Below are 23,101 nucleotides of genomic sequence, written 5' to 3' on the forward strand. Positions count from 1 at the left end.
AACGGGGCGGGCCTGTGCGAAGCCTGCAACCACACCAAAGAACTCAAAGGCTGGACAGCACGAACCGAAGCAGCAACAACACGCCCCGGGACACGGCATGTCCTCGACATCCGCACCCCCACCGGACACCACTACCGATCAACAGCCCCACCCCTGCCAGGAGCCGGGATACAAGGCACAGACCCACCCGATACCGGACTGAATCCCAGGCCCTGCCGACGCAAGCTGCGACGCCAAGCCAAAGCACTGCGGTACGCCCACGTCACCGAGCTACGCGCCGCCGCCTAAGCGGCTCAGCTGAGCACGACGCCAGTTACGGCTTGACCGGGTTGCCCGGGAGGATCTCCGAGGGAACGGGCTGGGGCAACGGGAGCGTGGGCGTTGGAACCACGGGCGTCGGGATCGTAATGGGTCCCGGGCGGCCCTTGGCGATGTCCTGCAATTCTTTACGCGGATCCGACTCGGACCCGGGGGTAGTGCTGGGTGTGGCGTGCGGCGACGGACGCGTGTTCTTGTTTTGGGCGCCGGGGCTGGAGGACTCCGGCGATGGCGACGCGGGATTGCCCGTCCCCTGGGTGGGCATCGGAACTAGCTCCGGGCGCGTTCCCTGCTGTTGCGGAACGTTGCCGCCAGACCCAGGGGTGAGCTGGGAGACGACCGATCCCACCACGGCGCCCAAGTGTTCAATCGTTCCCGGAATGCCACCGTCGGACGCGGCCGCAGCGGTAGCTCCGGCAGCAAGCGAAGCCGCAACGGCAACAGCAGCGAAGGTCAGTCGGGCCTTTTTGCTCCGACGAGCGGCCAGTTCATCAACAGGTGCAGCCGCGGCGCCGGAAGTCGTCTCCACAGCGGTAACTGCCTCAAAAACGGCAACAGTCTCAACAGGCGCAATCGCCATGCGGGCCGGTGCCATCAACGCTTGCACAGCCGCCGAGGGCTGCGGCCGTGTGCTCGCAAGGGCGCGCAGTTCCAGCAGCTCGGTCCGAATCTCGTACGCTTCGTCGAGCCCGGCATCAGCAAGCAGGCGGTCGATGCCTTGCTCGCCGAAGGATGCGGATTTTTCGCTCATGATGTGCCATTCCTTAGTAGTGCACGTTCTCTCAGTGCACTCAATGCCCTGCGCTGCAACTGCTTCACGGCTCCTTGGGATTTGCCCATGATGTCCGCTGTTTCTTCCAACGACAGGTCCGCCACGACCCGTAGTGCCAGGACCTCCCGGTAATCCGGGTTGAGGTCGGCCAGTAGCTCCGTTACGCCTAGGCCTTCCCCATGCCCGAATGCCTGGTCCTCGGCCGAAGGCGCGCGCCGCGAATCCAGATCAGATTCATAGGGCGCGGAATCAGGGGTGCGTTCCCGCTTGCGGTAGTGATCCACCATTCGCGCGTGCGCTATGGAGAAGAGCAGGGTCTTGGCCCCCTGGAGACCTCCGCGGAGGGAATCCAGTTTGGGATAAAGCGCCAGGAACACGTCCTGGGTAACTGCTTCCGGATCGTCTACGCCGCGGGCGCGTAGGTATCCAAACACCGGTCCGGAAAACTCGTTGTAGGCAGCCGTGAAGAGCAGCGCGGGATCTTCCTCGTCCGCCTGCAAATATTCGTCAGCCAAAGGGTCAAGCACCCGCGACCCCTCCATCCCACGCAGCGCGGTCATCGTCCCTGGCCTGGGAAATGACCACCGCTGCAGTCTGTTGCGTCGCGGGGCTCCTTGTCATTTAGCCAAGGAGCCCCGCCGTTCAAGCGTAGCCGCAGTGTTACGGGCTGACAGAATCGGACGGCACGTGCACAGGTGCGGTCGGCACGTGGGACGGGACAGCCGGCACAGCGGGGACGGCCGGTGCGGACGGCACTGCGGGAACCGCCGGTACGGCAGGCGTAGCAGGCAGTGCGGCGTTTCCATCGGCGTCCGCCTTGGCGGAAGCGGAACCGTCAGCCTTCAAGCCGGCAGCCTTGCCTTCGCTTACTACAGTTGCGCAGTGCGCGTTGACGTTGGCTTCGCCGCCAGCGGCAACAACCAGCGAGGAGTAGCCGGGCACCTTGGTGTCAGCTTTCAGGCCGCCGTTGAGGAAGGCGGTGCAGAGGCCGAACGCCTCGGGTGAGGTGGCCTTGGCCGATGCGACTGCTGCTGCGGCCTTGGACTTTGCGTCGTCAACGGCGTCCGTGGCCTTGGACTTAGCGTCGGCAGCGGCGTCAGTCGCCTTGGACGTTGCCATTTGGGACGCCTCAGCCGTCTTGGACTCTGCGGACTCGGCTGCTTTGGATGCGGCCGGAGCCGGGGCTCCGAGGATCTCGTGGGCGCTCTTCTGCATATCGTTGGGAAGCGCTCCGTTGAAGGCTGCGACGCCGGTTCCGCCAACCGCTACAGCTCCGGCGGCAAGGACGCCGGCGGCGATTTTGCTGGTGGCAAGGACAGTGAACAAGGACATGGAACCCTCCGACAAACGTTTTGGGACTGCTCCGGCAGCGGCTTTGTCGCTACCGGATGATCAGTGCGGACGTTGTCCACACTCCCCTTACATCGCTGGCGGTCCCGGCGAGGTTACGCCCGATCCAAAAAAACTTTCAGGCGAACTGGCACTAGATGACCCTTCCCAAGCGTTTTGGGGTCATTTGATGCCAGTTCGCGCCAGTCAGGCGAGGGTCCTGGCCTGCTCAATCAGCTTGAGTACCTCGACCGGCCCGGCCGGATCCACGGGGAGCGGCAGAGCGGAGGCGGCACCGCCGTCGGCGATCTTCTCCCCAAGGATCCGGTAGAACTCCTGGTAGGCGCCCCGCTCAGTGGGTACCGAGGTCCGCACGCCGTCGATTTCAAGCGTGCCGTAGTGGTGAGGATCGTCGACGCCGTAGGCGCCATCCGTGGGGCGGCCGCCCGCCAGGATGAATGGTTCCTGGGGATCGATTCCGTACTTCACGAATCCACCCTTGCTGCCCAGGATGCGGAAGCGCGGAGCGTGAAGCTGGCTGTTGACGTTCATGGCGACGTGGCTGAGCACTCCGGAAGCGTGTTTCAGGACCAGGAAGACGTCGTCGTCAGCCTTTTCCTGGGGCCGTCGCGCCAGTATTTCTGCGTGGATGACTTCGCCGGGACCGAACATCTGCAGCGCCAGGTCCAACAGGTGGGTTCCCAGGTCGAAGAGCAGCCCACCGCCGTCGTCGGCCGTGGCGCCGGCCTTCCACGCCTTGCTGATTTCGGGCGCCCACCGCTCCATTGAAGCTTCGCAGCGCATGACCTCGCCCAGCGTCCCGGCGTCGAGCAGCTTCTTCGCCGTGAGGGCGTCGCCGTCCCAGCGGCGGTTTTGGTAGACCGTCAGCACGCGGCCCAGCCTCGCGGCCAGCTCGATCAGCTCCTGCCCCTGCGCGCTGGTCACCGCGAATGGCTTATCCACGACGACGTCGAGCCCGGCTTCCAGCGCGGCCTTCGCGAGCGGGTGATGGGTCGCGGGCGGCGTGCCGAGCACCATGAGGTCCAGCTCACCCGCGAGCGCCAGGACGTCTTCCGGACTGTCCACGATCCTCGTGCCCGGATACTGTTCCTCGGCTTTGGCCTTACGGCCTGCGTCCGAAGTGGCGATGACGTTGAGGGAATACGCGGGATTGGCTGCAATGAACGGCGCGTGAAAGACACTGCCGGAAAGGCCAAAGCCGACGACGGCGGTGCGGATCGGTGTGTGGGTCATGCCGCTACGCTACCGGGCGAACGTGGCCCGGCGAAGGTAATGTCAGCAGTCTTTCAGCAGGCGAGTGACGAGCTCTCGCCACGACGCCGCAAGGCGCTCCGGCGCGACTCCGTGAGAGCGAAGGGAATGGAGCATACGTTCGGGATCCAGGGTGGCGCCGAGGGAAAGAGCCAAAAGCCAGGGATCGCGGTCCAGGCCCGCTTCCCGCAGCAGCATCTCGATGTGCCGGTGCCACAACACGACCGGCGGGGCGTCGTGCCGGTTTTGCGGGGAATGCTCCGCCGCGGCGCGGGCCAGCTCGCCGTATTCTTCGACATATTTGATGCGCGCTTCGCCGAAGGCAATGAGGCGTTCAAGTGGGGGCGCTCCGGGGCCCAGGGGCGGCGGACCGAAGATGAACTCGCGCTGGAATTCCGCTTCGGCGTCGCTCAGGAGGGTCATCATGAGTCCTGCCCTGCTGCCGAAACGGCGGAAAACCGTTCCCTTGCCGACGTCGGCCCTGCACGCGAGCATGTCCATGGTGACGGCGTCCACTCCGTGTTCGGCCACGAGATCCCTGGCAGCTTGAAGGAGCCGTTCGCGGTTACGCGCGGCGTCGCTGCGTTCCGGCTGCGTCCCGAAAGGCGATCCGGGCCGGATGGGGATGAGGCTCACAAAAACATTCTAGCCTTGGGAATATTAAGCGGACCGCAGTCCGTTTAGAATCTACGAAGGCAGCAAAAGCCTCCAAAACCGAGCGCCTGCGGCACCGTCCGCGGCCAGACCCAAGGAGTTCCCATGTCCAAGAACACCGTTCTCGCCCTTGTTGGCAGCCTCCGCGCCGATTCCCACAACCGTAAGCTCGCCGAAGCCATCCAGCTCAACGCCCCGGAAAACGTCGAAGTACAGATCCACGGCTCGCTCGGCAACATCCCGTTCTACAACGAAGACATCGACGTCGAAGGCCAGGTTCCCGCCGAAGCCGCCGCCCTCCGCGCTGCCGCCGCAGCAGCCGACGCCATCCTGCTCGTCACGCCGGAACACAACGGCACCGTGCCGGCGTCCCTCAAGAACGCCATCGACTGGCTGTCCCGCCCGTTCGGCGCCGGTGCGCTGGCAGGCAAGCCCACCGCCGTCGTCGGCACCGCATTCGGCCAGTTCGGTGGCGTCTGGGCGCAAGACGAGGCCCGCAAGGCAGCCGGGATCGCCGGTGCCAAGGTCCTCGAGGACGTCAAGCTTGCCGTTCCGGGCTCCATGATCCGCTTTGCTGAACTGCACCCGAAGGACGACGCCGAAGTTGTTGAGCAGATCAAGGGCATCTTCGAGCCGCTGACCGCCTTCCAGGAAGCCGAAGTAGCGGCCTAGTCCCTGCGGTTCACCCCGCGCGCCGCGAGAATGCCCCTGTCCCGCCGTTGAGGCGTGGGCGGGGGCATCCTTTGTCGATACGATGGCGGCATGGCCGACTACAACCGCCACCCCGAAGTCGACGCCTACCTTGAGGCCCTCCCGGACTGGCAACGCGCCATCGCAGAGCAACTACGCGACCTCATCCACGAAGCCGAGCCCGAAATCGTCGAAACGATCAAGCGCCGCACGCGGCCTTACTTCGTCCTCAACGGTAACGTCTGCGCTCTGCTCGCGGCCAAGGACCACGTCAACCTGTTCCTTTACGACGGCGCGATTGTCCCCGACCCGGACAACATCATCACATCGGGGCACGACAACAAGACCGCCCGCATGATCACCTTCCACCAACACGACGAGATTCCGCGTGCACCGCTCGTCACCATACTGCGGCAGATCGCGGCGAACAACCGCGCCGGCGGCTGGCGGAAGATCAAGGGAACGGACTAGCCGGAACGCCCCTTCGAAGCGGAAGCAAGGCGTCACCGCACCGCTACCATTCCGTGACTGAGCTGAGGCCGAACCGTCATGGACGGAGCGGCCCACACCCGTGCGGCCAGCCGTAACGTTGAGTACAGGCACCAGGGGTGATCAGGGCAGGAGCGGGGGCTGTCATGCGGGTCGGACGCGGCGTGGAATGCACGACGACGGCGGTCGCCGCGCTGTGCCTATCCCTCGCGCTCTGCCTGGCTGGCTGTGCCTCCCCCGGCGGCGGCGATCCGGGCGGGTCACGCTCCGCACAACCGGCCTCGCCTGGTTTTGTCGAGGCGACGCAGGAGCCGGTAACCGGGCCGATTCCCATGCCCCTCCCGGCGCCTCCCCCGTATATCAACCCGCCTACCGCGGCACCGCGGCCAACCACGGCGAGCCCGCTGGCACCCGCAGCCGTTCCGGTTCCTGCACCCCTCCCGACCGCAGGCGAATCGACTGGAACCACTGTGTATTTCGTGGCGATCGGCGACGGCGGCAGCCGCGGTGTGCGGTTCGGCTGCGACGACAGCCTGGTAGCTGTGCACGTCGCCGCCCCTCCGGGCAGCGACCCGCTGTCCGTGGCAATGGGGCAGCTGCTGGCGCCCGGTGGAACCGCGTCCCGGGCAGGTTTGTACGACGCGCTCTCGGGCTCGGCGCTGCGCTACGTTTCGGGCTACCTCGACGGCACCACTGCCGTCGTGAACCTGAGCGGGTCGCTTCGTCCCGGAGGCGTGTGCGACCACCCGCGGATCGAAACCCAGCTGGCGCAGACCGCGGTGGCGGCTACGGGAGCATCCCAGGCCGCGATCTACATCGACGGGAACACCCTGGCGGACGTCCTGAGTTTGCGCTGAGGTGGCCCGTCACTCAAATAGCGCGTCCATGTCGGCATAACTCCGGGATCCGGCGAGGCCCGACCAGTTTCCGTCGCCAAGAACTTCCCTTGCCAGCCTGGAGACCTTCGCGTAGGCCGCCCTGGCAGTACTGCCGCCGATGCTGATTCGCCGCACGCCGACGTCGTGCAGTTCTCCGGGCGACGGAGAACCCAAGCCGGCCAAAGCGTTGAGCGGTACGCTGATCCGCCGGGAAAGTTCATGCAGGACATGGAGATCGGCCAACCCCGGCACGAATATCCCGTCCGCCCCGGCCCGCTGATAGGCATCCGCGCGGCGCAGGGTTTCCTCATATGCGGTGTCCGGAAAACTTCCAGACCAATATGTGTCGGTTCGCGCATTGATGAACAAGCCAACGCCCGCGTCCTCGGCAGTCTGCCTGATCAGGGCGATGCGCCTGGATTGTTCGGCGTTCTCGCTCAATGGCTGGTCCGCTGAGTCCTCGATATTGATCCCGACGGCGCCCGCGTCCAGCACCGCTCGAACGGTGGCCTGGAGTTCTTCGTCGGTACGGCCGTACCCGGTCTCGATATCCGCAGTCACGGGCAAGCGAGTGGTCTTTGCGATCCGCGACAGCGTTTCCATCGCAAGTTGCCGCGGAAGGTGGTCCCCATCCCGGTACCCCAGGCTCCAGGAGACTGCCGAGCTGGAGGTCGCCACCGCCGTCGCGCCCGCTTCCTCGACCATCCGCGCAGATGCCGCATCCCACGCATTCACCAGCACCAACGGCGCATGCGGCGCGGCATGGAGCTCGTGGAAGCGGAGGGCCTTGGACTCTAGTTCGGGATGCATCGTCATTGCTCTATTCCAGCCCTCCTCCGTCAGTACGTAAAGCGCTTCGCACCGCGAATCCCGAAATTGGGATGAAACATCCGTTGCTCAATTGGCAACTCCGGGGAGTATCCTTTCAATGTGACCCACGAAACATTGGACGCCGGGCCCGAATTGCCCGCGGAAGCAATCGACGCAATAGAGCGAGCAGCAACTGCCGCCCACCGCCACGAGGAACTTTTCTCGGAGCGCGCCGCCAACATCAAGCAGTCCGCTGTGCGTGACGTCTTCGACATCTCAATGCGGCCGGGACTCGTGTCACTTGCCGGCGGAAACCCCTATCTGCAGTCCCTGCCCCTCGAGAAGCTCGGACAGACCGCCGCCCGCATCATCGCGGAGGAAGGCATGACCGCGCTGCAGTATGGCGGCGGCCAAGGAACCGAGGAACTGCGTACCCAGATCTGCGAGATCATGGCGGCGGAGGGCATCCGGGACGCCCGGCCGGAGAACGTGGTGATCACCGCCGGTTCCCAATCGGCCCAGGACGTGGCCACGAAGGTCTTCTGCAATCCGGGTGACGTCGTCCTCGTAGAAAACCCCACTTATGTGGGCGCACTGAACACCTTCGAGGCCTACCAGGTCCAGGTTGAGACAGTGGACATAGACAACGACGGCCTGGTCCCGGAGCTCCTGGAAGCCAAGATCGCGGCGCTTCAGGCCCAAGGCAAGAGCATCAAATTCCTCTACACGATCCCCAACTTCAACAACCCCTCCGGCATCACACTTGCTCCGGTGAGGCGTCAGCGCATCGTCGATATATGCCGCAATGCGAATATCCTGGTGCTCGAGGACAACCCCTACGGTCTTTTGCGCTTCGACGGCAACCCGCTGGAACCAATGCGGGCTGCGAATGAGCATGACGTCATCTATATGGGCTCCTTCTCCAAGATCTTCGCCCCCGGACTGCGGATCGGGTGGGCGCTTGTGCCCGAGCACCTTCAGCGGCGCTTCTACCTGGCTTCGGAAGCCGTGACCTTGTGCCCTCCCACCCTCAACCAGATGATCATCTCGGCATATCTTCGGGACTATGACTGGCGCGGGCAGATTGACACTTACCGGGCCCTGTACGAGGAACGCTGCAATGCCCTACTGGTGGCGCTGGAAGAGCACATGCCGTCCGGCCTCAGTTGGACCAAGCCCGAGGGCGGCTTCTTCGTCTGGGTCACGCTGCCCGACGGCGTCGACACGTATCCATTGCTCAAGAAGGCAATCGAGGCAGGGGTCGTGTTCATCCCCGGCGCGGCGTTCACGCACTCTGACGAACCATCCAACAAACTGAGGTTGGCTTTCAGCGCAGTGCCACCGGAGTCCATCGCCGAAGGCGTCCGCCGATTGGCGCCGGTTTTGCAAGAAGCCATTGATGTCATCAGCAAAGGAGCAGATTTATGAGCGGAATAGTCCTCGTCGGAGTCGACGGCAGCGTAACAGCAAGGCGGGCCGCCGACTCGGCAAAGAATTTGGCAACCGCACTGGGCGCGGAACTCCGCGTCATCACCGCTTTTGAAGGCGCCCACGTGGAGGTCGTCGAAAGCGGAGGCGACAAGTGGATTCTCTCGGACGCCGACGCCGCGGAGAAGGTAGCCAGCAAAGTGGCCGCTGAACTCGCCTCCGACCAGTTGACCACAAGCTATGGAGCTGTCTTCGGCAAAGCCGGAGAGGCCCTGGTCAAGGAAGCCGAACGAGTGGGTGCCAAAGTGATCGTGGTCGGCAACCGCCGCATGCAGGGACTGGCCAGGGTTCTCGGCAGTGTTGCCAACACGGTGGCGCACAAAGCGCCGTGCGACGTCTACATCGCCAAGACGGACGAACCTTAAGCGACTCCCCCGACCCCGGGACTTTGACTGGGATCACGCGTTGTGGTGGGCGGTCTCACCCCGATTTTGGCCGTGCGGCTAGGACGCCGCCGGTAAAATTGAGGTGGCCCCCAAGGGCGCGAGCCGCCCATCACAACAACCCGTAGGGGATCCCTTTTGCTTACTCTGCAGCCGCGCCAACGCGTCGGACACGACATTCTGCTCGCCCGCCACGGCAACCACATCAGCTCCATGCGCTTCGACCGGGCAAATGACCGCATCGTGGCACTTCTCGACGACGGCTCGGTAGACAGCGCTCCGAACATGATCTCTCCGCTGCTCCAGATGCCGGAAACGTTCCGCAGCATCCTTCGCTCCGACTGGAAATTGTTGCTCGTGGTTGCTTCCGCGATGCTCGCCGTCGGAGCCCTGGCCATGGTGCTGTCATTTGGAATGATCGGCAGCATGAGCGACCAGCAACTGCGCGACCTTGCGCTCAGCTACACGTCCTACTAGCTCAACCAACCGCGCAGGACCCACCAAAGCCCTGCGATGACCACCCCGCCGAACAACGAACCGGCGATGACCTGGCCGCGGGTATGGTCCCGTAGGACGACGCGGGACCAGCCGACGGCCGGAACCAGAAGCAGTAGCGGCAACCACACCGGCCCGAACATAAGGGCCACAATGACTGCAGCCGCGGAGATTGCCGAGGCATGACCGCTGATTTTCCACACGAGGCTGACTGCGGCCAACACTGTGATGCCGCCAATCAGTGCAAGGATCATCGCTGAGACGCTCCTCGGGGCGTGGATGAGGTTCAGGACCACCAGCCCCACGACCACGGACACGAGCGCAAGCATCAGCAAGGGCGCACGCTCCCTGCGATCGCTGACGTGGTGGTCGCTGAGCCTGCCGAGCCTCACCAGGGCCAAGACGTAGGCCAGCGGCAGCACACCCACAAAGAGCGCAGCCAGGACACCGAACCATATCGTCCCCGGGAAACCCGGGTCCACCGCGGGGCTGATGAGTAGCAAGACGGACACGACTGCGGGCGGCTGGAAGACTTCCGTCAGGAGCCGGGCAACACGGTGACGGGCTCCAACGTCGCGCCGCTTTTCCCCAATGCCGCTCTGCCCTCCCCCAACGCCGCTCTGCCCTCCCTCAACGCCGCTCTGCCCTCCCTCAACGCCGCTCTGCCCTCCCTCAACGCCGCTCTGCTCAGTCAAGAAGCAGAGCAGGCTCTTCGAGGATGGCCGCGACGTCGGCCATGAAGCGGGCGGAGAGGTCCCCATCCACCACCCGGTGATCGAACGAACCGCCAAGCGTTGTGATCCATCGAGGGATGACCTCGCCGTCGAGAACCCAAGGCTTTTGCTTGATGGTGCCGAACGCGACGATTGCCACCTCGCCGGGGTTGATGATGGGCGTTCCTGTGTCGATGCCGAGGGCGCCAACGTTGGTGATGGTCAGCGAGCCGTCCTGCATCTGCGCGGGCTGGGTCTTGCCCGCGCGAGCCGTGCTGGCTAGCTCGTTGAGCGCGAGGGCCAGTTCCTTGAGGGAAAGGTCCTGGGCATCCTTGATGTTCGGGACCATGAGCCCTCTCGGCGTAGCTGCGGCAATACCCAGGTTCATGTAGTGCTTGACGTGGATCTCCGCGTTGCCGTTACCATCGGCGTTCTCCACCCAGGTCGCGTTAACGCTCGGATTGCGTGCCGCGGCCCAAATCACGGCCTTGGAGAGAATCAGCAGAGGCGACACCTTGATGCCCTCAAAGTCCCTGGAGGCCTTGAGCCGCTTGACGAATTCCATCGTGCGGCTGGCATCGACGTCAACGAAGATACTCACATGCGGCGCCGTGAAGGCCGACTCCACCATGGCCTTGGCGGTGGCCTTGCGGACGCCCTTGACGGGGATCCGTTCCACCCGCTGATCCTGCGGCTTCTTGGACGCACCCCAGAACTTGTCTGCTTGGTCCACCTCGGCGTCGCGCTGCGACTGGTAGCTCACCAAGTCCTCGCGGGTCACTTCGCCGCGGGCTCCCGTGGGAACGACGTCGGCCAGGTCAATCCCTAGTTCGCGGGCGATCTTGCGCACGGGAGGCTTGGCCAACACCCGGTTGACGATGCCGCTGACCGTTGCGCCGAGGCCGGTGAGACCCGGCGCCTGGCCTGCGGGTGCCTGGCTTGCGGCTCCCTGGCTTGTAGCCGCGGGCTGCTGTGCGGCAACGGGCGGCAGGGCCGGAGCGGTGGGCTCGACGACGACGGCGGCGGCGGGTGCCGAACTCGGGGCAGCTGCGGGTACTGAGTTGGCGCCTTCCGGGCGCTTACGCGGGCGGCGCTTGACGGCGTCGGCCTTGGGACCGGAGCCAACCAGCGGTCCGCCGGCGGGACCGCCATCGGACGTTCCGGCGTCGTCGGGCAACTTGCCGTACATCGAGGCTTCGAAGGCCTGTTCGGCTGCAGGCGCGGCAGGCTGGGCGAGGGACGACGCGACGGCGCTCGGAGCCGCCGGCGCCGGGGTGGGCTCCGGTTCTCCCGGCGCATTGTCCGAAATGCCGATAATCGCGGTTCCTACTTCAACCGTGATGCCTTCGGCGACGAGCAATTCCGCCACCGTTCCCGCATACGGGGACGGCAATTCCACGAGGGACTTGGCGGTCTCGATCTCGCAGATGACGTCGTTGATGGCCACGGTGTCGCCGGGCTTGACCTTCCAGGAGACGATTTCCGCCTCGGTCAGTCCTTCGCCGACATCCGGCAGGTTGAATTTCTTAACAGTCACTTGTGTCCTCGATCTCGGCTGGCCCGTCCGCATGGCGGCGGGTGCAATCAGGGGCGGCTAGTAGGCCAGGGAACGGTCCAGGGCTTCGAGGATCTTGTCGATGTCCGGCAAGTAGTCCTCTTCCACCTTCGCCACCGGATACGGCATGTGGAAACCGCCCACGCGGATAACCGGAGCCTCAAGGTGCAAGAAGGCACGCTCACTGATCCGCGCAGCGATCTCGCCGCCGATCCCCCCGAATGTCGGGGCTTCGTGGGCAACGATCAACCGGCCGGTCTTCTTGACGGAATCCGTGACGGTGTCGAAGTCGATGGGGGAAATCGAGCGCAAATCGATCACTTCGATGCTGCGTCCGTCCTCTTCTGCTGCCGCTGCGGCGGCCAGCGCGACCGGTACGAGCGGCCCGTAGGCCACGATGGTAGCGTCGGAGCCTTCGCGCAGGACGTGTGCCTGGAACGGGTCCGACGCCGGTCCTGGGGTTTCGGTGTCGACCTCGCCCTTGAGCCAGTAGCGGCGCTTGGGCTCAAAGAAGATGACCGGGTCCGTGCAGTCAACGGCCTGCTGGATCATCCAGTAGGCGTCGTGGGCATTGGACGGGGTGATGATGCGCAGGCCGGCGGTGTGGGCGAACAGCGCTTCCGGTGATTCCGAGTGATGTTCGATCGAGCCGATGCCGCCACCGTAAGGAATGCGGATGACCACGGGAACAGTCAGCTTGCCGCCGCTGCGCGAGTGCATCTTGGCCAGTTGCGTAGTGATCTGGTTGAAGCCGGGGAACACAAAGCCATCGAACTGGATCTCGCAGATGGGACGGTAGCCGCGTAGGGCCAGGCCTATCGCGGTGCCGACGATGCCGGACTCAGCCAGCGGGGTATCAACTACCCGGTCTGCACCGAACTCCCTAATCAGTCCGTCGGTCACGCGATAGACACCGCCGAGCGGCCCGATGTCTTCGCCCATGAGCAAGGACTTCGGGTTGTTGGTGAGCGAGGCACGCAGGCCTTCGTTGATGGCCTTGGCTATGGTCATGGTGGTCATCAGTTGCCTGTCCCCTCTTCCTCGTCGCCTTCGAATCCGGCGGAGTACTCCTCGAACCAGGCAAGTTCCTCGGCCACCAGCGGGTGCGGTTCGGCATAGACCCCGGCGAATGACTCGCGGAAGTTCGGGCCCCGCAAATTTTGGGTGGTGCTACGGACATGGGCAGCGAGTTTGTCGCCGTCAATCCTGACTTGCTCAAAGAAAGCTTCGTCGGCCAGGCCCTCGTTGCGGAGGTACTTCTCCAAGCGATCCAAGGGATCCTTGCCCCGCCATGCGGTTTCTTCGGCGGATTCGCGGTACTTGGTGGGGTCGTCCGCCGTGGTGTGGGCACCAACACGATAGGTATATGCCTCAATGAGTACCGGACCGCGGCCTTCGCGCGCGTGTTCAAGCGCCCATTCGGTGACCGCATGGACGGCGATGACGTCGTTGCCGTCCACCCGGATGCCCGGGAAACCGTACCCCTTGGCCCGGTTGAACAGGGGAACCTTGGTCTGGACCTCGGTGGGAACCGAGATGGCCCAGTGGTTGTTCTGGCAGAAGAACACCACGGGAGCATTGTAGGACGCCGCGAAGACCATGGATTCGTGGACGTCGCCTTCGGAGCTGGCACCATCGCCGAAGTAGGCAACGACAGCAGCCTTCGGGTCATTGGAGCCATTGGCTTCGGCGAGCTTCTGGTCCCGTTGGATTCCCATGGCGTAACCAACGGAATGTAGAGTCTGCGCCGCAAGCACGAGCGTATAGAGATGGAAGTTGTTCTCGGTGGGATCCCAGCCGCCATTCGAAATTCCACGGAACAGCTTCAGGAGTTCCGCCAGATCCACATCACGGGTCAACGCAACGCCGTGTTCCCGGTATGTGGGGAAGATGTAGTCCTGCCGTTGGGTTGCGCGGCCCGAACCGATCTGGGCGGCTTCCTGGCCGGTGAGGGGAACCCAAAGAGCCAGCTCGCCTTGGCGCTGGAGGGCCGTGGCCTCCTGATCGAAGCGGCGGACCTTGGCCATGTCGGCGTAGAAGCCCCGGAGCTGCTCAGGATCAAGGCGCTTCGCGTAGTCCGAGAAGACGGGATCTGTCCCTAGCTTGCCGTCCGGCCCCAGCAGCTGGATCATCTCGGCAGCGGGATCGCTTGAAGCGCCTCCCGCAGGAGACTGCTGATCCAGTCCCGTTCCGTTGATCCCGGGGGTGGGCAATTGAGTTGCGCCCATTCCGTCTCCTTGCCTGCCGCAGCCCGATGCTGAGCAATATTCGCTGATATATGCCGATTCCGGAATGCATTCCGGAATCGGCATATCTTGGCTTTCGTCCCTTACTTTATCCGCAGTAAGGGACGCAGGGGCATTTGTTAACCGCTAGGAAGGTTGCGGCGCTTTTGTATAGGACGCACAGAGTTCCAGGAATCGGGTATTGGCCTCGACTTCACCGATGCTGACCCGGACGCCTTCGCTGCCGAAGGCCCGCACGGACAACGCCCGCTCGCCTGCTAGTCCGGCAAATTCAGCGCTGTTCGCTCCAAGATTCAGCCACACGAAGTTGCCTTGGGCCTCGGGCACGAACCATCCCAGCTTCCGGAGTCCTGCGGTAACCCGGTCCCGCTCGTCAACCAGGCTTTGTACCCTTTCCATAACTTGGTCGAAATTCTCCAACGAAGTAATGGCGGCGCGTTCGGCAATCTGCGAGACGGCGAACGGCGTGGCAGTGACGCGCAGGTGCTGGGTGAGATCCGGACCGGAAACGCTGTATCCAACGCGCAGCCCCGCAAGGCCGTGGGCCTTGGAAAAGGTGCGGAGGACAACGACGTTGGGGTACTTGCGGTACATCTTGATGCCGTCCACGGCGTTCTCGTTCCTGACGAACTCCTGGTAGGCCTCATCGATAACTACGACCACGCCTGCCGGCACTGACTGGATGAACCGTTCGGTTTCCTCGGCGGTGAGGATGGGGCCCGTAGGGTTGTTTGGCGTGCAAAGCAGAATCACCTTGGTGCGGACCGTCACAGCGGCCGCCATGGCCTCGAGATCGTGGCGTCCATCGGAAAGCAACGGGATCTGGATGCTCTCGGCCCCGGCCAGCCCCACACAGATCGGGTAGGCCTCGAAGGAGCGCCACGCATAGATAACCTCATCGGCCTTGCCGTCGTGGTTCTGGCCGGCGAAGGTGGCAAGGATCTGGTTCAGTGCACCGAGGCTTCCAGCTCCGGTGACGACGTCGTCAGCGGGGACTCCCAGGAAGGCGGCGAGCGCTGTGCGCAGCTTGGTGGACAAAGGGTCCGGATACCGGTTGATGTCCGACTGATCAGCGATTGCCTGGAGCACTGCGGGAATCGGGGGTAGCGGGTTTTCATTGGACGACAGTTTGTAACTGGTCAGGCCCTCTATTGCTACGGGAGGCTTCCCTGCAGCATATTTGGGGAGCCTGTCCACAACCGGGCGGGGACGCACGCCCTCCGGTGCGTTGTCAGAAGAATTCATGGCACCAGCCTACTTGCAGGGCTTCGGGCCATGCTGGCAGGCCCTCTGGGCAGCGCACATGAAAGCGGGCCTGTGAAAACCTGTGCATGCGAAAACCAGCGCATGTGAAACAGGGCGCATGTGAAAGCATGGGCGTATGGGTTCATTCATTGTGCGCGTCCTGATCAACGGGCTGGCCCTCTGGGTTGCCAGCTGGATTCTGCCGGGGATGGATATCTCCACTTCGGCAACCACCAACGCAGTAGGCAACGCGGGCGTCACTCAAGGCGGCGACACATTGGGCGTGGTTCTTGCCTATCTCTTCATAGGGCTCATTTTTGGCATCGTCAATGCCTTTGTCCGGCCTTTGGTCAACCTGCTCTCCCTTCCGATCACGATCCTCACTCTCGGCCTGTTCACGATTGTCATCAACGCGGCCATGTTGTCCCTCACCGCGTGGCTCAGCAGCTACACGCCAGTACACCTCACCATCGACCGTTTCTTTTGGACCGCAGTTCTCGCAGCGATCATCATCAGCCTGATCTCCATGGTCGCCAGCTGGATTCCCGGCGGCAGGCGGTAAGGAGCCGCAAGAGGCGGCAGCGCGGTTTCCGCCAGCTTGTTCGACCGCTTTTTGTCACCGCCTTCCCCGCGGGGCCGGGGGTGTTTCGCGGGTCAGCTTGAACCGGCTCACCTTGGCCACTCCACCAGCGCCCAGTATCCCGCCCAGGGTGGCTGTGGAAGCGGCCAGCGAAGGATCGGAACTGAGCTGCACCAGCTTCGCCCCTTCCTCATAGCGTGAGAGCTTGTGCGCCGGCCCGATGCCTTGGTCTTCGCCGGGTTCCAGGATCGGGTTGGTCATGGTCACCGTGACCCTGTCCTTGGTGTCCGGATTCGCTTTGCCCTCGGCACCGGGAACCCAATCCTGTTCGTGCTCCAAGTGCAGGCTCCCGATGCCGGCCTGCGGGGTGATCCCGCCGACTGGTGATCCCGCTGTCACCACAAACTTGAGGTCATACTCGGCGAGGAACGCTTTGTCCTTGCTCAAGTTCATGGCATGGATTCCGCCTTGGCTGTGGCCGACTGCCACCACCGCCTCGCCGGCTGCGGCACCTGCCTCGAGCAACGCCTGACGGATGGCCTTGCTGGTTTCCATCGAGTTGTAACCCAGCGCTTCGGCAATCCCGGCTTCGTCCAATGGATTGCTGCCTCCTGGCGGATTGCCCGGCTGGGTGCCCGGAATCAAGACCACCCACGCCCGCGCTCCGTCCTTATCTACCTGCAGGACTTCTATTTCGCTCTCTGAAGTGGCACCGACGTCATCCAGTTCCCTGAGCATTCCTGCTGCCGACAGGTCAATGCGCTCGGTGGCGATCTCTCCCCGGCTGACCGAAACAGGACGTGGCCTGAGGAAATCCAATCCGGGCACCGCCACGATCGCTCGCAGGACGGCACCGACATCAGTGGGCCCGACTGTCGCCCCTGAAAGGTTCGCCGCTACCGGGGGTAGCCCCATCATCAGCGCCAATATCCGGGTCAGATCCCGGACAGCTCCTTCCGTGGCTCCCCTCTGGCCAAGGTCCAGGGGATTCGGACCAGTCGCGAGGACTGGCATTCCCATGCCCATCCGCAGCCTGATCGCCGCGTGAGATTCTGCAAACTCGTATTCACGATGGCTTGCCCTGACATCGCTGCCAATCCGCTGAAGCTGTTCGCGGACCCATCCAATCTCCCGGCCGCTCTCGCCTACGGCGATGATGGCGTTGCTTCCGCTTGTGTAAGCCGAGGCCTGGTGCGGGAAGAGAGCTACCTTTACCCGCTCAGCTTCCACTTCAATTGCCTGCAGTTGGAGCACTAGTCCGTCCAGCGCGGCAGCGCCAGCAAGCAGCTCTTCGAATTGGAAGCGGATTCCGCCGACTCCGCCACGTATCCGCAATGTGCCATCCGGCTCGGGTGTTCGAGGGTGCGGAGTTCCGCCCGCGCCGATAGGAGCAACCTCGGCCATCAGAATCCAGGCTGGAGCTTCGTTGCCACATTCTGGGCATGGCGGAGGGTCACTGCAGCGGCCTCGCGCAAGGCATCACGACCCCTTCGAAGGGAAGCGGCCTGCAAAGCGAGCGTGGTCCGGTAGGCACGGCCGGCCGGCGACTCCCATTGCTCGAGTTGCAACTGAGCCAGCCTGGCAAGAACGGCGTCGGCTTGGTCGGCGCAGACGCTCATCCGCCATCCGAGCTTCTGTATCTCCGCGCCTCGTGAAATACACTGATGCGAGTCCAGATCCGCTCCTCCGGCCGCCATAAGAATGCCGCTCAAGACGTTCTCCTCCTCTATGTCCATTGATGTTGTCACCGACGCTACGTTGCGCCCCGATGGCGCGGAACCGCCGTACTCGGCTATGTGGATAACCTGCCGCAAACACAGCCAGGACGAGGAAGCGGCGATGTTATGCACATAGAGCAGCCCGGCTTAATGGCGCGAGCCGAGTTCATGAAAGAATTGCCTCATGCCTGAAACCGTCGCCGCCGCTGTTACCCGTACGCCCTCTGGACGCCTGGCTCTCGCCGCGTCGCCGGAGCCGATCGCCCTGGGCCCGTTGGACGGCCGGTACCAGTCCGCCGTCGCTCCCCTCGTCGACTACCTGTCCGAGGCCGCTCTCAACCGCGACCGCGTGGCCGTCGAAGTCGAGTGGCTCATCCACCTGACCAGCAACAACGTTCTTCCCGGCGCCGGCCCACTGACCAGCGAGCAGCGGGAGAAGCTGCGCGCCATCGTCACCGAGTTCGACTCCGCTTCGGTCGCGGAACTCGCTGAAATCGAAGCCGTCACGGTCCACGACGTCAAGGCCGTTGAGTACTACATAGGCCGCCGCCTCCCCGCGATCGGTATCGAGAACCTGACCGCGATGGTGCACTTCGGCTGCACATCGGAAGACATCAACAACCTTTCCTACGCCTTGGGCGTCAAGGGTGCCGTGGAAGATGTCTGGCTCCCTGCTGCCAGCGCCTTGGTGAAGCAGATCGAAGCGATGGCCGAGGAGAACCGCGCCGTCCCGATGCTTTCACGCACGCACGGCCAGCCGGCCACTCCCACCACTCTTGGCAAGGAACTGGCTGTCATCACGCACCGCCTGAGCCGCCAGCTGGACCGCGTTTCCAAGACCCAGTACCTGGGCAAGATCAATGGTGCTACCGGCACTTATGCCGCACATATCGCTTCCGTTCCCGGTGCCGATTGGGAGGCCGTAGCCCAGTCGTTCGTTGAAGGCCTGGGACTGACGTGGAACCCGTTGACCACCCAGATCGAGAGCCACGACTGGCAGGCTGAGCTCTATGCCGACGTCGCCCGCTTCAACCGCATTCTGCACAACGTCTGCACGGACATGTGGAGCTACATCTCGATTGGCTACTTCCGCCAGATCCCGGTTGCCGGCGCCACCGGCTCCTCCACCATGCCGCACAAGGTCAACCCGATCCGCTTCGAAAACGCCGAGGCCAACCTGGAGATTTCCAACGGACTGTTGGACACCCTGGGCGCCACGCTCGTTACCTCCCGCTGGCAGCGAGACCTCACCGACTCTTCCTCGCAACGCAACATCGGCGTCGCGTTCGGGCACTCGCTCCTTGCAATCTCGAATGTTGCCAAGGGACTGAAGGCCTTGGACGTTGCCGAGGAAGTACTGGCAGCCGATCTCGACACCAACTGGGAAGTCCTGGGCGAGGCGATCCAGATGGTCATGCGCGCCGAGGCGATCGCCGGCGTTGAGGGCATGGAGAACCCGTACGAGCGACTCAAGGATCTCACCCGCGGTCAGCGCGTCGATGCCGTCCGCATGCAGGAGTTCGTCTCAAGCCTGGGCTTGTCTCCCGAAGCCGAAGCACGTCTCCTGGCACTTACTCCAGGCAAGTACACCGGCATCGCGGACCAGTTGGTGGACCACCTGAAGTAGAACGCGGCGCTGTTCATAGTCCCGGCGTTACCGAATCGAAGTAAGGAACTGTGTCAGCATGAGGCTCTTGCTTATCCGCCACGGGCAAACCCCTGGAAACGTCTTGGGACAATTGGACACGGCGTTTCCCGGTCCGGGACTGACTGAACTCGGCGTTCGTCAGGCCGCTGCCCTCCCAGGGTCGCTCGCCAACGAAGACATCACGGCAATCTATGCATCGACCCTGGTCCGCACTCAGCTGACGGCCGCCCCACTCGCAAGAGTGCTTGGGCTCGAGGCCACGGTATTGCACGGCCTGCAGGAGATTGAGGCCGGGGCCTTGGAGAAGCGCACCGACCCCGAGTCGCACCACCGGTACATGAGCACCGTGTTCGATTGGACCGACGGTAAACTCGACGTTCGCATGCCGGGAGCGGGTGATGGCCATGAGTTCTTTGCCCGCTACGACGCCGCCATTGCCAAGGTGGCAGCAGCCGGCGACGAAACCGTCGTCGTCGTCAGCCATGGTGCCGCAATCCGCGGCTGGGCAGGTCGCCGAGCCGTGGATGTTGGCCGCGAGTTCGCAGCCACCCACCAACTGCAGAACACCGGCATCGTGGCGCTCGAAGGCGACCCGGAAATGGGCTGGCGCCTACTGCACTGGGACCAGAGCCCCGTAGGCGGACTTGCCTTGGCCGACCGGACCGTCGAAGACCCCACCGGTGACGCCGTCGAATGACGGCAGCGTGAGGCCTACCCGAACGCACCGGTATTTCTCCGGACGCTTACGCGCAGGAAACACCGCGGTAACCCCCGCTTCTTAGGCTTGATAGGCATAACCCCCTCCGGCGAAAGAGGTTCCGATGCAGACCAATCCGCGGCTCAACATCAGACAGGTCACCTGGGCTAACCCGGTGGGTGCAGACCTCCGCGCGGCGCAGCAGGCGGAACTGGACGCACGTTTCGGCAACTCGGACCACGAGCCCGGACCCGCACCATCGGAAGCGGATACTGCCGTCTTCGTGGTTGCCTACGAAAAGTGCTCGGGTCAGCCACTGGGTTGCGGAGGGCTAAGGATTCTGGACGCCGAAACCGCGGAAATCAAGCGGCTTTACGTCGTCCCGTACGCCAGAGGCTCAGGAGTGGCCAGCTCCATCCTTGCCGCGCTCGAAGCGCAGGCACATGCCCACGGTTTCAGCATGATCACAGCGGAGGCGGGGTCGGCCCAATCGGACGGCCGCAGCTTCTACGAGAGCGCCGGCTTCGCTGCAGTGCCCAATTTCGGCCCCTACATTGGTGTCAGCCACTCGCAGTGCTACGCCAAGCCGATCGATTCGCACAGCGCCTCGCACACGGCGATGGCCTAAGGACAGGCCGCCGCACCGGCCACCCTCCGGCTCCACCTGCCGCCCCGGATCAATCCAGGCTGCGTCCACCCTGACCCAGATGTGCCCGGTTCAGGGCTTCGATTTCTTCATCGCTTAGGTCGTCGAAGCTCTTGGCCTCGTGCTTGTCGCTCCGGGAGAACCGGACGAACATCAGGATGATGAGGGGAAGATCCACTATCTCCGCGAGGAACCACATCAGGTCTCCCGCGAGTTGCTGGTCCCGCAGCGGCGAGGGGAACCAGGCTGGCTGATTGCCCAAGACTTGCGTGGCGCCGTCGAGAATTCCCGGGCTGAGCCGCATGAGGACCCCAGGCACCGCATCGGCGAGCAGTTCGATGAATACAAAGATGAACTCGACGACGATGAGTGACGAGGTTCGTCCTGCGCCGTCTTCCATGATCGGTACGGTCATGAGGAGTCCCATGACGGGCACCAGCAAGGTCAGGATGACGTCGGCGGCGGGGTTGGTCCGGAGCACGTAGAAGAACGGGGTCAAGAACAGCGTGAACATGGCGAGCCCCAGCAGTGCCGCCACGAGCGTGTTGCTGAGCATGCGAACGAGCCGGTGCCCGAGGACTGCTTCCACCCTCGCAGCGCCCACGGGCCCGAGGCTCTGCCGCGCAAGGGTCAGCGGCTTGCCCAGGCCAATCAACAGCGGGACCACAAACAGATAGGACGTCACCTTGAGGGTGAATGCCCACCGCAGATCGTGGCTGTAGGTTCCCGGGAATCCAAAGCTCAGGGCCGCGAAACTGCCAAGGCCAAGGACGAAGAAGGCAAACGAGTTCCACAAGGGCCAGCGGATATCCCGGCGCTTGGCGGCAATCAGGCCCTTTGAATACAGGGCGACCGCGGCAATTAGGATGATCAGGGCGGGCCAGTTCATTGACCAGGCGCCTAACACTGCGCTGAACGGTGGCATGGTCAGTGGTCCACATCGGAAGGCCGGGCGCCCAGCCCGGCGCTACGGTGGGTTTTGTCGATCTTCATGGTGTTCCTCCAGCGCGTTCCCCGGTGTGCCGCATGGTGCGCGAATCGGCGTGTCGTGTTGTGCCCTGAACCGGGTGCACCGTATCCATGTTACGGAGTCGCGCCGAGCATGGCACGCCGCAGGAGACGCGGGCGCCCAGCCTCGGCTAATCTCGCATTATGGAAAAGGCTGACATCACGTTCCGGACCCGCAAGTGGATTCGTCCGGAGGACCTCAACGCCAACGGCACGCTGTTCGGTGGAAGCCTGCTGAAGTGGATCGACGAGGAAGCGGCAATCTACGCAATCCTCCAACTTGGCAACGGCCGCGCCGTCACCAAGTACATCTCGGAGATCAACTTCGTCAGCTCGGCCGTCCAGGGCGATCTGGTGGAGATGGGCCTGACCGCAGTCCGCTTCGGCCGGACCTCGCTGACCATGCGTGCGGAGGTGCGCAACATGATCACCCGCGACAGCATCCTGACCATCGAGGAAATCGTGTTCGTCAATCTCGGGCACGACGGCCGGCCGGAACCGCACGGCTACACGGAAATCACCTATGACCGTGACCGCATCCCCACGCACCACCTGACGCAAGCGCTCCACGAGGACTGAGCGCCCGACGTCGGGCCTGCCCTAAGTGGCGGGCCCGACCAAAAGCTTTTCCCCGGAAACGGGTGCTGGCGGCCGCGAGATTCGCGGCCGCCAGCTTGCTGCGATCAGCGCCTGTCGAAGGTGAGGCCTCCCGGGACCTGGAACGTCGGCATGAGTTCCAGCATGCCCACATTGACGTGTCGCGGGGTTTCTATGGCGTAGTCGAGGGCGTTCACGATGTCGTCAGTGGTCAGCGACTCGTAGCCTTCGTAGTAGGTCTTCCACGCTTCTTCCATGGCTTCAGGCGTGCCGCCCATGTTCCGGCCGAAGATCTCGGTTTCCACCCTGCCGGGGCAGATCTCGGTCACGCGGATGCGCTTGCCGACCGTGTCATTCCTGAGCTGGCGGGAGATCTGGTGCACGGCTGCCTTCGTGGCGTGGTACACCGTGTGGCCGTAGAAGTTGTAGACGCCTGCGATCGAGCTGATGTTGATGATGTGGCCCAGATCGCGCTCCACCATGCCCGGCAGGACCAGCCGTGTCAACTGAAGCAGGCCCCGAAGGTTGACGTCGATGAGCTCGTCGATGTCCTGCTCGGACGAGTCCAGGAGGTTGCCGGGCCGGGAAACTCCGGCGCAGTTGACCAGGACGTCGATCTTCAATTCGCTCACGACGGCGGTCAACGCCGCTGTGTCGGTCAGGTCAACTACGTGGGGGATGGCGCCCGTACGGTCGGCCAGTTCGCTGAGGCGTTCCTCGTTGCGGGCCACGGCGTGAACGGTCAGGCCCCTTTTGGCCAGTCGCTCCGTGATCGCGGCACCCATACCGGTTGACGCTCCGGTGACAAGGGCGGTGTTGTAGTCGGAAAAAGACATCGGTTCTCCAAAGAGTGGAAATGGAAGGCACGAA

At 63.7% G+C, this 23,101-nt stretch carries 26 protein-coding genes and 1 pseudogene; 12 read left to right on the forward strand and 15 right to left on the reverse strand.

The features are described 5' to 3' along the window. Positions 1-288: pseudogene (locus AB4074_RS15075) on the forward strand (HNH endonuclease); the annotation flags it as partial. A gap of 25 nt (positions 289-313) precedes the next feature. Here AB4074_RS15075 and AB4074_RS15080 read toward each other — a convergent pair. From AB4074_RS15080 to AB4074_RS15100, 5 genes are all read right to left on the reverse strand, one after another. Beyond that, a complete protein-coding gene (locus AB4074_RS15080) occupies positions 314-1,069 on the reverse strand; it encodes a hypothetical protein (protein ID WP_441414102.1) in 756 nt (251 codons plus the stop codon). Then, positions 1,066-1,617 carry an RNA polymerase sigma factor gene (locus AB4074_RS15085; protein WP_345448083.1) on the reverse strand — a complete coding sequence of 184 codons (552 nt, stop codon included), beginning with the start codon at positions 1,615-1,617 and terminating at the stop codon, positions 1,066-1,068. Before AB4074_RS15085 ends, AB4074_RS15080 begins: the two co-directional genes overlap by 4 nt. Positions 1,618-1,750: 133 nt before the next feature. Further along, positions 1,751-2,422, reverse strand: coding sequence for a hypothetical protein (locus tag AB4074_RS15090; RefSeq protein WP_441414103.1), 672 nt, complete (start codon positions 2,420-2,422; stop codon positions 1,751-1,753). 204 nt (positions 2,423-2,626) lie between these two features. After that, positions 2,627-3,673, reverse strand: coding sequence for a Gfo/Idh/MocA family protein (locus AB4074_RS15095; protein WP_441414104.1), 1,047 nt, complete (start codon positions 3,671-3,673; stop codon positions 2,627-2,629). 42 nt (positions 3,674-3,715) lie between these two features. Beyond that, positions 3,716-4,327: a TetR/AcrR family transcriptional regulator gene (locus AB4074_RS15100; protein ID WP_441414105.1), complete on the reverse strand. Its 612-nt coding sequence runs from the start codon at positions 4,325-4,327 to the stop codon at positions 3,716-3,718. A 123-nt stretch (positions 4,328-4,450) separates the two neighbouring features. Between AB4074_RS15100 and AB4074_RS15105 the strand changes: the two genes are divergently transcribed. The 3 genes from AB4074_RS15105 (at position 4,451) to AB4074_RS15115 (ending at position 6,381) form a co-directional block, all read left to right on the forward strand. Further along, the gene (locus AB4074_RS15105) at positions 4,451-5,017 is read left to right on the forward strand and encodes an NAD(P)H-dependent oxidoreductase (protein WP_441414106.1); all 567 of its coding nucleotides are present in this window, start codon (positions 4,451-4,453) and stop codon (positions 5,015-5,017) included. A 90-nt stretch (positions 5,018-5,107) separates the two neighbouring features. Further along, positions 5,108-5,506 carry a DUF1801 domain-containing protein gene (locus tag AB4074_RS15110; protein ID WP_441414107.1) on the forward strand — a complete coding sequence of 133 codons (399 nt, stop codon included), beginning with the start codon at positions 5,108-5,110 and terminating at the stop codon, positions 5,504-5,506. Between the two features lie 164 nt (positions 5,507-5,670). Beyond that, positions 5,671-6,381, forward strand: coding sequence for a GerMN domain-containing protein (locus AB4074_RS15115; protein WP_441414108.1), 711 nt, complete (start codon positions 5,671-5,673; stop codon positions 6,379-6,381). A 9-nt stretch (positions 6,382-6,390) separates the two neighbouring features. Here the strand turns inward: AB4074_RS15115 and AB4074_RS15120 are convergent, their stop codons facing one another. Further along, positions 6,391-7,218, reverse strand: coding sequence for an isocitrate lyase/PEP mutase family protein (locus AB4074_RS15120; protein WP_441414109.1), 828 nt, complete (start codon positions 7,216-7,218; stop codon positions 6,391-6,393). Positions 7,219-7,332: 114 nt separating this feature from the next. Here AB4074_RS15120 and AB4074_RS15125 point away from each other — a divergent pair, with 114 nt between their 5' ends. From AB4074_RS15125 to AB4074_RS15135, 3 genes are all read left to right on the forward strand, one after another. Next, a complete protein-coding gene (locus tag AB4074_RS15125; protein WP_441414110.1) occupies positions 7,333-8,640 on the forward strand; it encodes an aminotransferase-like domain-containing protein in 1,308 nt (435 codons plus the stop codon). Next, positions 8,637-9,065 (forward strand): universal stress protein, encoded by a 429-nt coding sequence (locus AB4074_RS15130; protein ID WP_437771792.1) that lies wholly within the window; start codon positions 8,637-8,639, stop codon positions 9,063-9,065. The genes AB4074_RS15125 and AB4074_RS15130 overlap by 4 nt, the downstream gene beginning before the upstream one ends. Before the next feature lie 156 nt (positions 9,066-9,221). Then, positions 9,222-9,560 (forward strand): hypothetical protein, encoded by a 339-nt coding sequence (locus AB4074_RS15135; protein WP_113990649.1) that lies wholly within the window; start codon positions 9,222-9,224, stop codon positions 9,558-9,560. On the opposite strand, the gene AB4074_RS15140 is transcribed toward AB4074_RS15135, so the two are convergent. From AB4074_RS15140 to AB4074_RS15160, 5 genes are all read right to left on the reverse strand, one after another. After that, positions 9,557-10,171 carry a phosphatase PAP2 family protein gene (locus AB4074_RS15140; RefSeq protein ID WP_441414167.1) on the reverse strand — a complete coding sequence of 205 codons (615 nt, stop codon included), beginning with the start codon at positions 10,169-10,171 and terminating at the stop codon, positions 9,557-9,559. The genes AB4074_RS15135 and AB4074_RS15140 overlap by 4 nt on opposite strands. Positions 10,172-10,265: 94 nt before the next feature. Then, entirely contained in the window at positions 10,266-11,828 is a 1,563-nt protein-coding gene (locus AB4074_RS15145) for a dihydrolipoamide acetyltransferase family protein (RefSeq protein ID WP_441414111.1), read from the reverse strand. Positions 11,829-11,885: 57 nt separating this feature from the next. Beyond that, positions 11,886-12,866, reverse strand: coding sequence for an alpha-ketoacid dehydrogenase subunit beta (locus tag AB4074_RS15150; RefSeq protein WP_441414112.1), 981 nt, complete (start codon positions 12,864-12,866; stop codon positions 11,886-11,888). Beyond that, positions 12,866-14,074: a pyruvate dehydrogenase (acetyl-transferring) E1 component subunit alpha gene (gene pdhA, locus AB4074_RS15155; protein ID WP_441414113.1), complete on the reverse strand. Its 1,209-nt coding sequence runs from the start codon at positions 14,072-14,074 to the stop codon at positions 12,866-12,868. The genes AB4074_RS15150 and pdhA overlap by 1 nt, the downstream gene beginning before the upstream one ends. A gap of 144 nt (positions 14,075-14,218) precedes the next feature. Continuing rightward, positions 14,219-15,337 carry a histidinol-phosphate transaminase gene (locus tag AB4074_RS15160; RefSeq protein ID WP_441414114.1) on the reverse strand — a complete coding sequence of 373 codons (1,119 nt, stop codon included), beginning with the start codon at positions 15,335-15,337 and terminating at the stop codon, positions 14,219-14,221. Positions 15,338-15,473: 136 nt separating this feature from the next. Between AB4074_RS15160 and AB4074_RS15165 the strand changes: the two genes are divergently transcribed. Beyond that, positions 15,474-15,899, forward strand: coding sequence for a phage holin family protein (locus AB4074_RS15165; protein WP_441414115.1), 426 nt, complete (start codon positions 15,474-15,476; stop codon positions 15,897-15,899). Between the two features lie 54 nt (positions 15,900-15,953). Here the strand turns inward: AB4074_RS15165 and AB4074_RS15170 are convergent, their stop codons facing one another. Together AB4074_RS15170 and AB4074_RS15175 are read right to left on the reverse strand one after the other, a co-directional pair. After that, positions 15,954-17,321, reverse strand: a complete 1,368-nt coding sequence (locus tag AB4074_RS15170) for a hypothetical protein (RefSeq protein WP_441414116.1) — start codon at positions 17,319-17,321, stop codon at positions 15,954-15,956. Continuing rightward, on the reverse strand, positions 17,321-17,629 hold the full coding sequence (locus AB4074_RS15175; protein ID WP_441414117.1) for a hypothetical protein: 309 nt from the start codon (positions 17,627-17,629) through the stop codon (positions 17,321-17,323). The genes AB4074_RS15170 and AB4074_RS15175 overlap by 1 nt, the downstream gene beginning before the upstream one ends. A 190-nt stretch (positions 17,630-17,819) precedes the next feature. On the opposite strand from AB4074_RS15175, the gene purB reads away from it, so the two are divergent. From purB to AB4074_RS15190, 3 genes are all read left to right on the forward strand, one after another. Then, positions 17,820-19,262 carry an adenylosuccinate lyase gene (gene purB, locus AB4074_RS15180; protein WP_441414118.1) on the forward strand — a complete coding sequence of 481 codons (1,443 nt, stop codon included), beginning with the start codon at positions 17,820-17,822 and terminating at the stop codon, positions 19,260-19,262. Positions 19,263-19,320: 58 nt separating this feature from the next. Continuing rightward, positions 19,321-19,980 carry a histidine phosphatase family protein gene (locus AB4074_RS15185; protein ID WP_441414119.1) on the forward strand — a complete coding sequence of 220 codons (660 nt, stop codon included), beginning with the start codon at positions 19,321-19,323 and terminating at the stop codon, positions 19,978-19,980. 124 nt (positions 19,981-20,104) lie between these two features. Beyond that, entirely contained in the window at positions 20,105-20,608 is a 504-nt protein-coding gene (locus tag AB4074_RS15190; protein WP_234751783.1) for a GNAT family N-acetyltransferase, read from the forward strand. Between the two features lie 49 nt (positions 20,609-20,657). On the opposite strand, the gene AB4074_RS15195 is transcribed toward AB4074_RS15190, so the two are convergent. Next, on the reverse strand, positions 20,658-21,515 hold the full coding sequence (locus AB4074_RS15195) for a cytochrome c oxidase assembly protein (RefSeq protein ID WP_441414120.1): 858 nt from the start codon (positions 21,513-21,515) through the stop codon (positions 20,658-20,660). Positions 21,516-21,778: 263 nt separating this feature from the next. Between AB4074_RS15195 and AB4074_RS15200 the strand changes: the two genes are divergently transcribed. After that, positions 21,779-22,213, forward strand: coding sequence for an acyl-CoA thioesterase (locus tag AB4074_RS15200; protein WP_084784486.1), 435 nt, complete (start codon positions 21,779-21,781; stop codon positions 22,211-22,213). Positions 22,214-22,317: 104 nt separating this feature from the next. Here the strand turns inward: AB4074_RS15200 and AB4074_RS15205 are convergent, their stop codons facing one another. Next, entirely contained in the window at positions 22,318-23,067 is a 750-nt protein-coding gene (locus tag AB4074_RS15205; protein ID WP_441414121.1) for an SDR family oxidoreductase, read from the reverse strand. Positions 23,068-23,101 lie beyond the last annotated feature (34 nt).

Source organism: Arthrobacter sp. 2MCAF14 (assembly GCF_052115645.1).
Taxonomy (GTDB): Bacteria; Actinomycetota; Actinomycetes; order Actinomycetales; family Micrococcaceae; genus Arthrobacter.

Excerpts from the sequence above, each read along its gene's own strand:
- AB4074_RS15120 (WP_441414109.1), bottom strand. The coding sequence starts at position 7,218 with ATGACGATGCATCCCGAACTAGAGTCCAAGGCCCTCCGCTTCCACGAG.
- AB4074_RS15160 (WP_441414114.1), bottom strand. The coding sequence starts at position 15,337 with ATGAATTCTTCTGACAACGCACCGGAGGGCGTGCGTCCCCGCCCGGTT.
- AB4074_RS15185 (WP_441414119.1), top strand. The coding sequence starts at position 19,321 with ATGAGGCTCTTGCTTATCCGCCACGGGCAAACCCCTGGAAACGTCTTG.
- AB4074_RS15190 (WP_234751783.1), top strand. The coding sequence starts at position 20,105 with ATGCAGACCAATCCGCGGCTCAACATCAGACAGGTCACCTGGGCTAAC.
- AB4074_RS15205 (WP_441414121.1), bottom strand. The coding sequence starts at position 23,067 with ATGTCTTTTTCCGACTACAACACCGCCCTTGTCACCGGAGCGTCAACC.
- AB4074_RS15095 (WP_441414104.1), bottom strand. The coding sequence starts at position 3,673 with ATGACCCACACACCGATCCGCACCGCCGTCGTCGGCTTTGGCCTTTCC.
- AB4074_RS15165 (WP_441414115.1), top strand. The coding sequence starts at position 15,474 with ATGGGTTCATTCATTGTGCGCGTCCTGATCAACGGGCTGGCCCTCTGG.
- AB4074_RS15130 (WP_437771792.1), top strand. The coding sequence starts at position 8,637 with ATGAGCGGAATAGTCCTCGTCGGAGTCGACGGCAGCGTAACAGCAAGG.
- AB4074_RS15115 (WP_441414108.1), top strand. The coding sequence starts at position 5,671 with ATGCGGGTCGGACGCGGCGTGGAATGCACGACGACGGCGGTCGCCGCG.
- AB4074_RS15090 (WP_441414103.1), bottom strand. The coding sequence starts at position 2,422 with ATGTCCTTGTTCACTGTCCTTGCCACCAGCAAAATCGCCGCCGGCGTC.
- AB4074_RS15195 (WP_441414120.1), bottom strand. The coding sequence starts at position 21,515 with ATGAACTGGCCCGCCCTGATCATCCTAATTGCCGCGGTCGCCCTGTAT.
- AB4074_RS15080 (WP_441414102.1), bottom strand. The coding sequence starts at position 1,069 with ATGAGCGAAAAATCCGCATCCTTCGGCGAGCAAGGCATCGACCGCCTG.
- pdhA (WP_441414113.1), bottom strand. The coding sequence starts at position 14,074 with ATGGGCGCAACTCAATTGCCCACCCCCGGGATCAACGGAACGGGACTG.
- AB4074_RS15150 (WP_441414112.1), bottom strand. The coding sequence starts at position 12,866 with ATGACCACCATGACCATAGCCAAGGCCATCAACGAAGGCCTGCGTGCC.
- AB4074_RS15170 (WP_441414116.1), bottom strand. The coding sequence starts at position 17,321 with ATGGCCGAGGTTGCTCCTATCGGCGCGGGCGGAACTCCGCACCCTCGA.
- AB4074_RS15200 (WP_084784486.1), top strand. The coding sequence starts at position 21,779 with ATGGAAAAGGCTGACATCACGTTCCGGACCCGCAAGTGGATTCGTCCG.
- AB4074_RS15110 (WP_441414107.1), top strand. The coding sequence starts at position 5,108 with ATGGCCGACTACAACCGCCACCCCGAAGTCGACGCCTACCTTGAGGCC.
- AB4074_RS15105 (WP_441414106.1), top strand. The coding sequence starts at position 4,451 with ATGTCCAAGAACACCGTTCTCGCCCTTGTTGGCAGCCTCCGCGCCGAT.
- purB (WP_441414118.1), top strand. The coding sequence starts at position 17,820 with ATGCCTGAAACCGTCGCCGCCGCTGTTACCCGTACGCCCTCTGGACGC.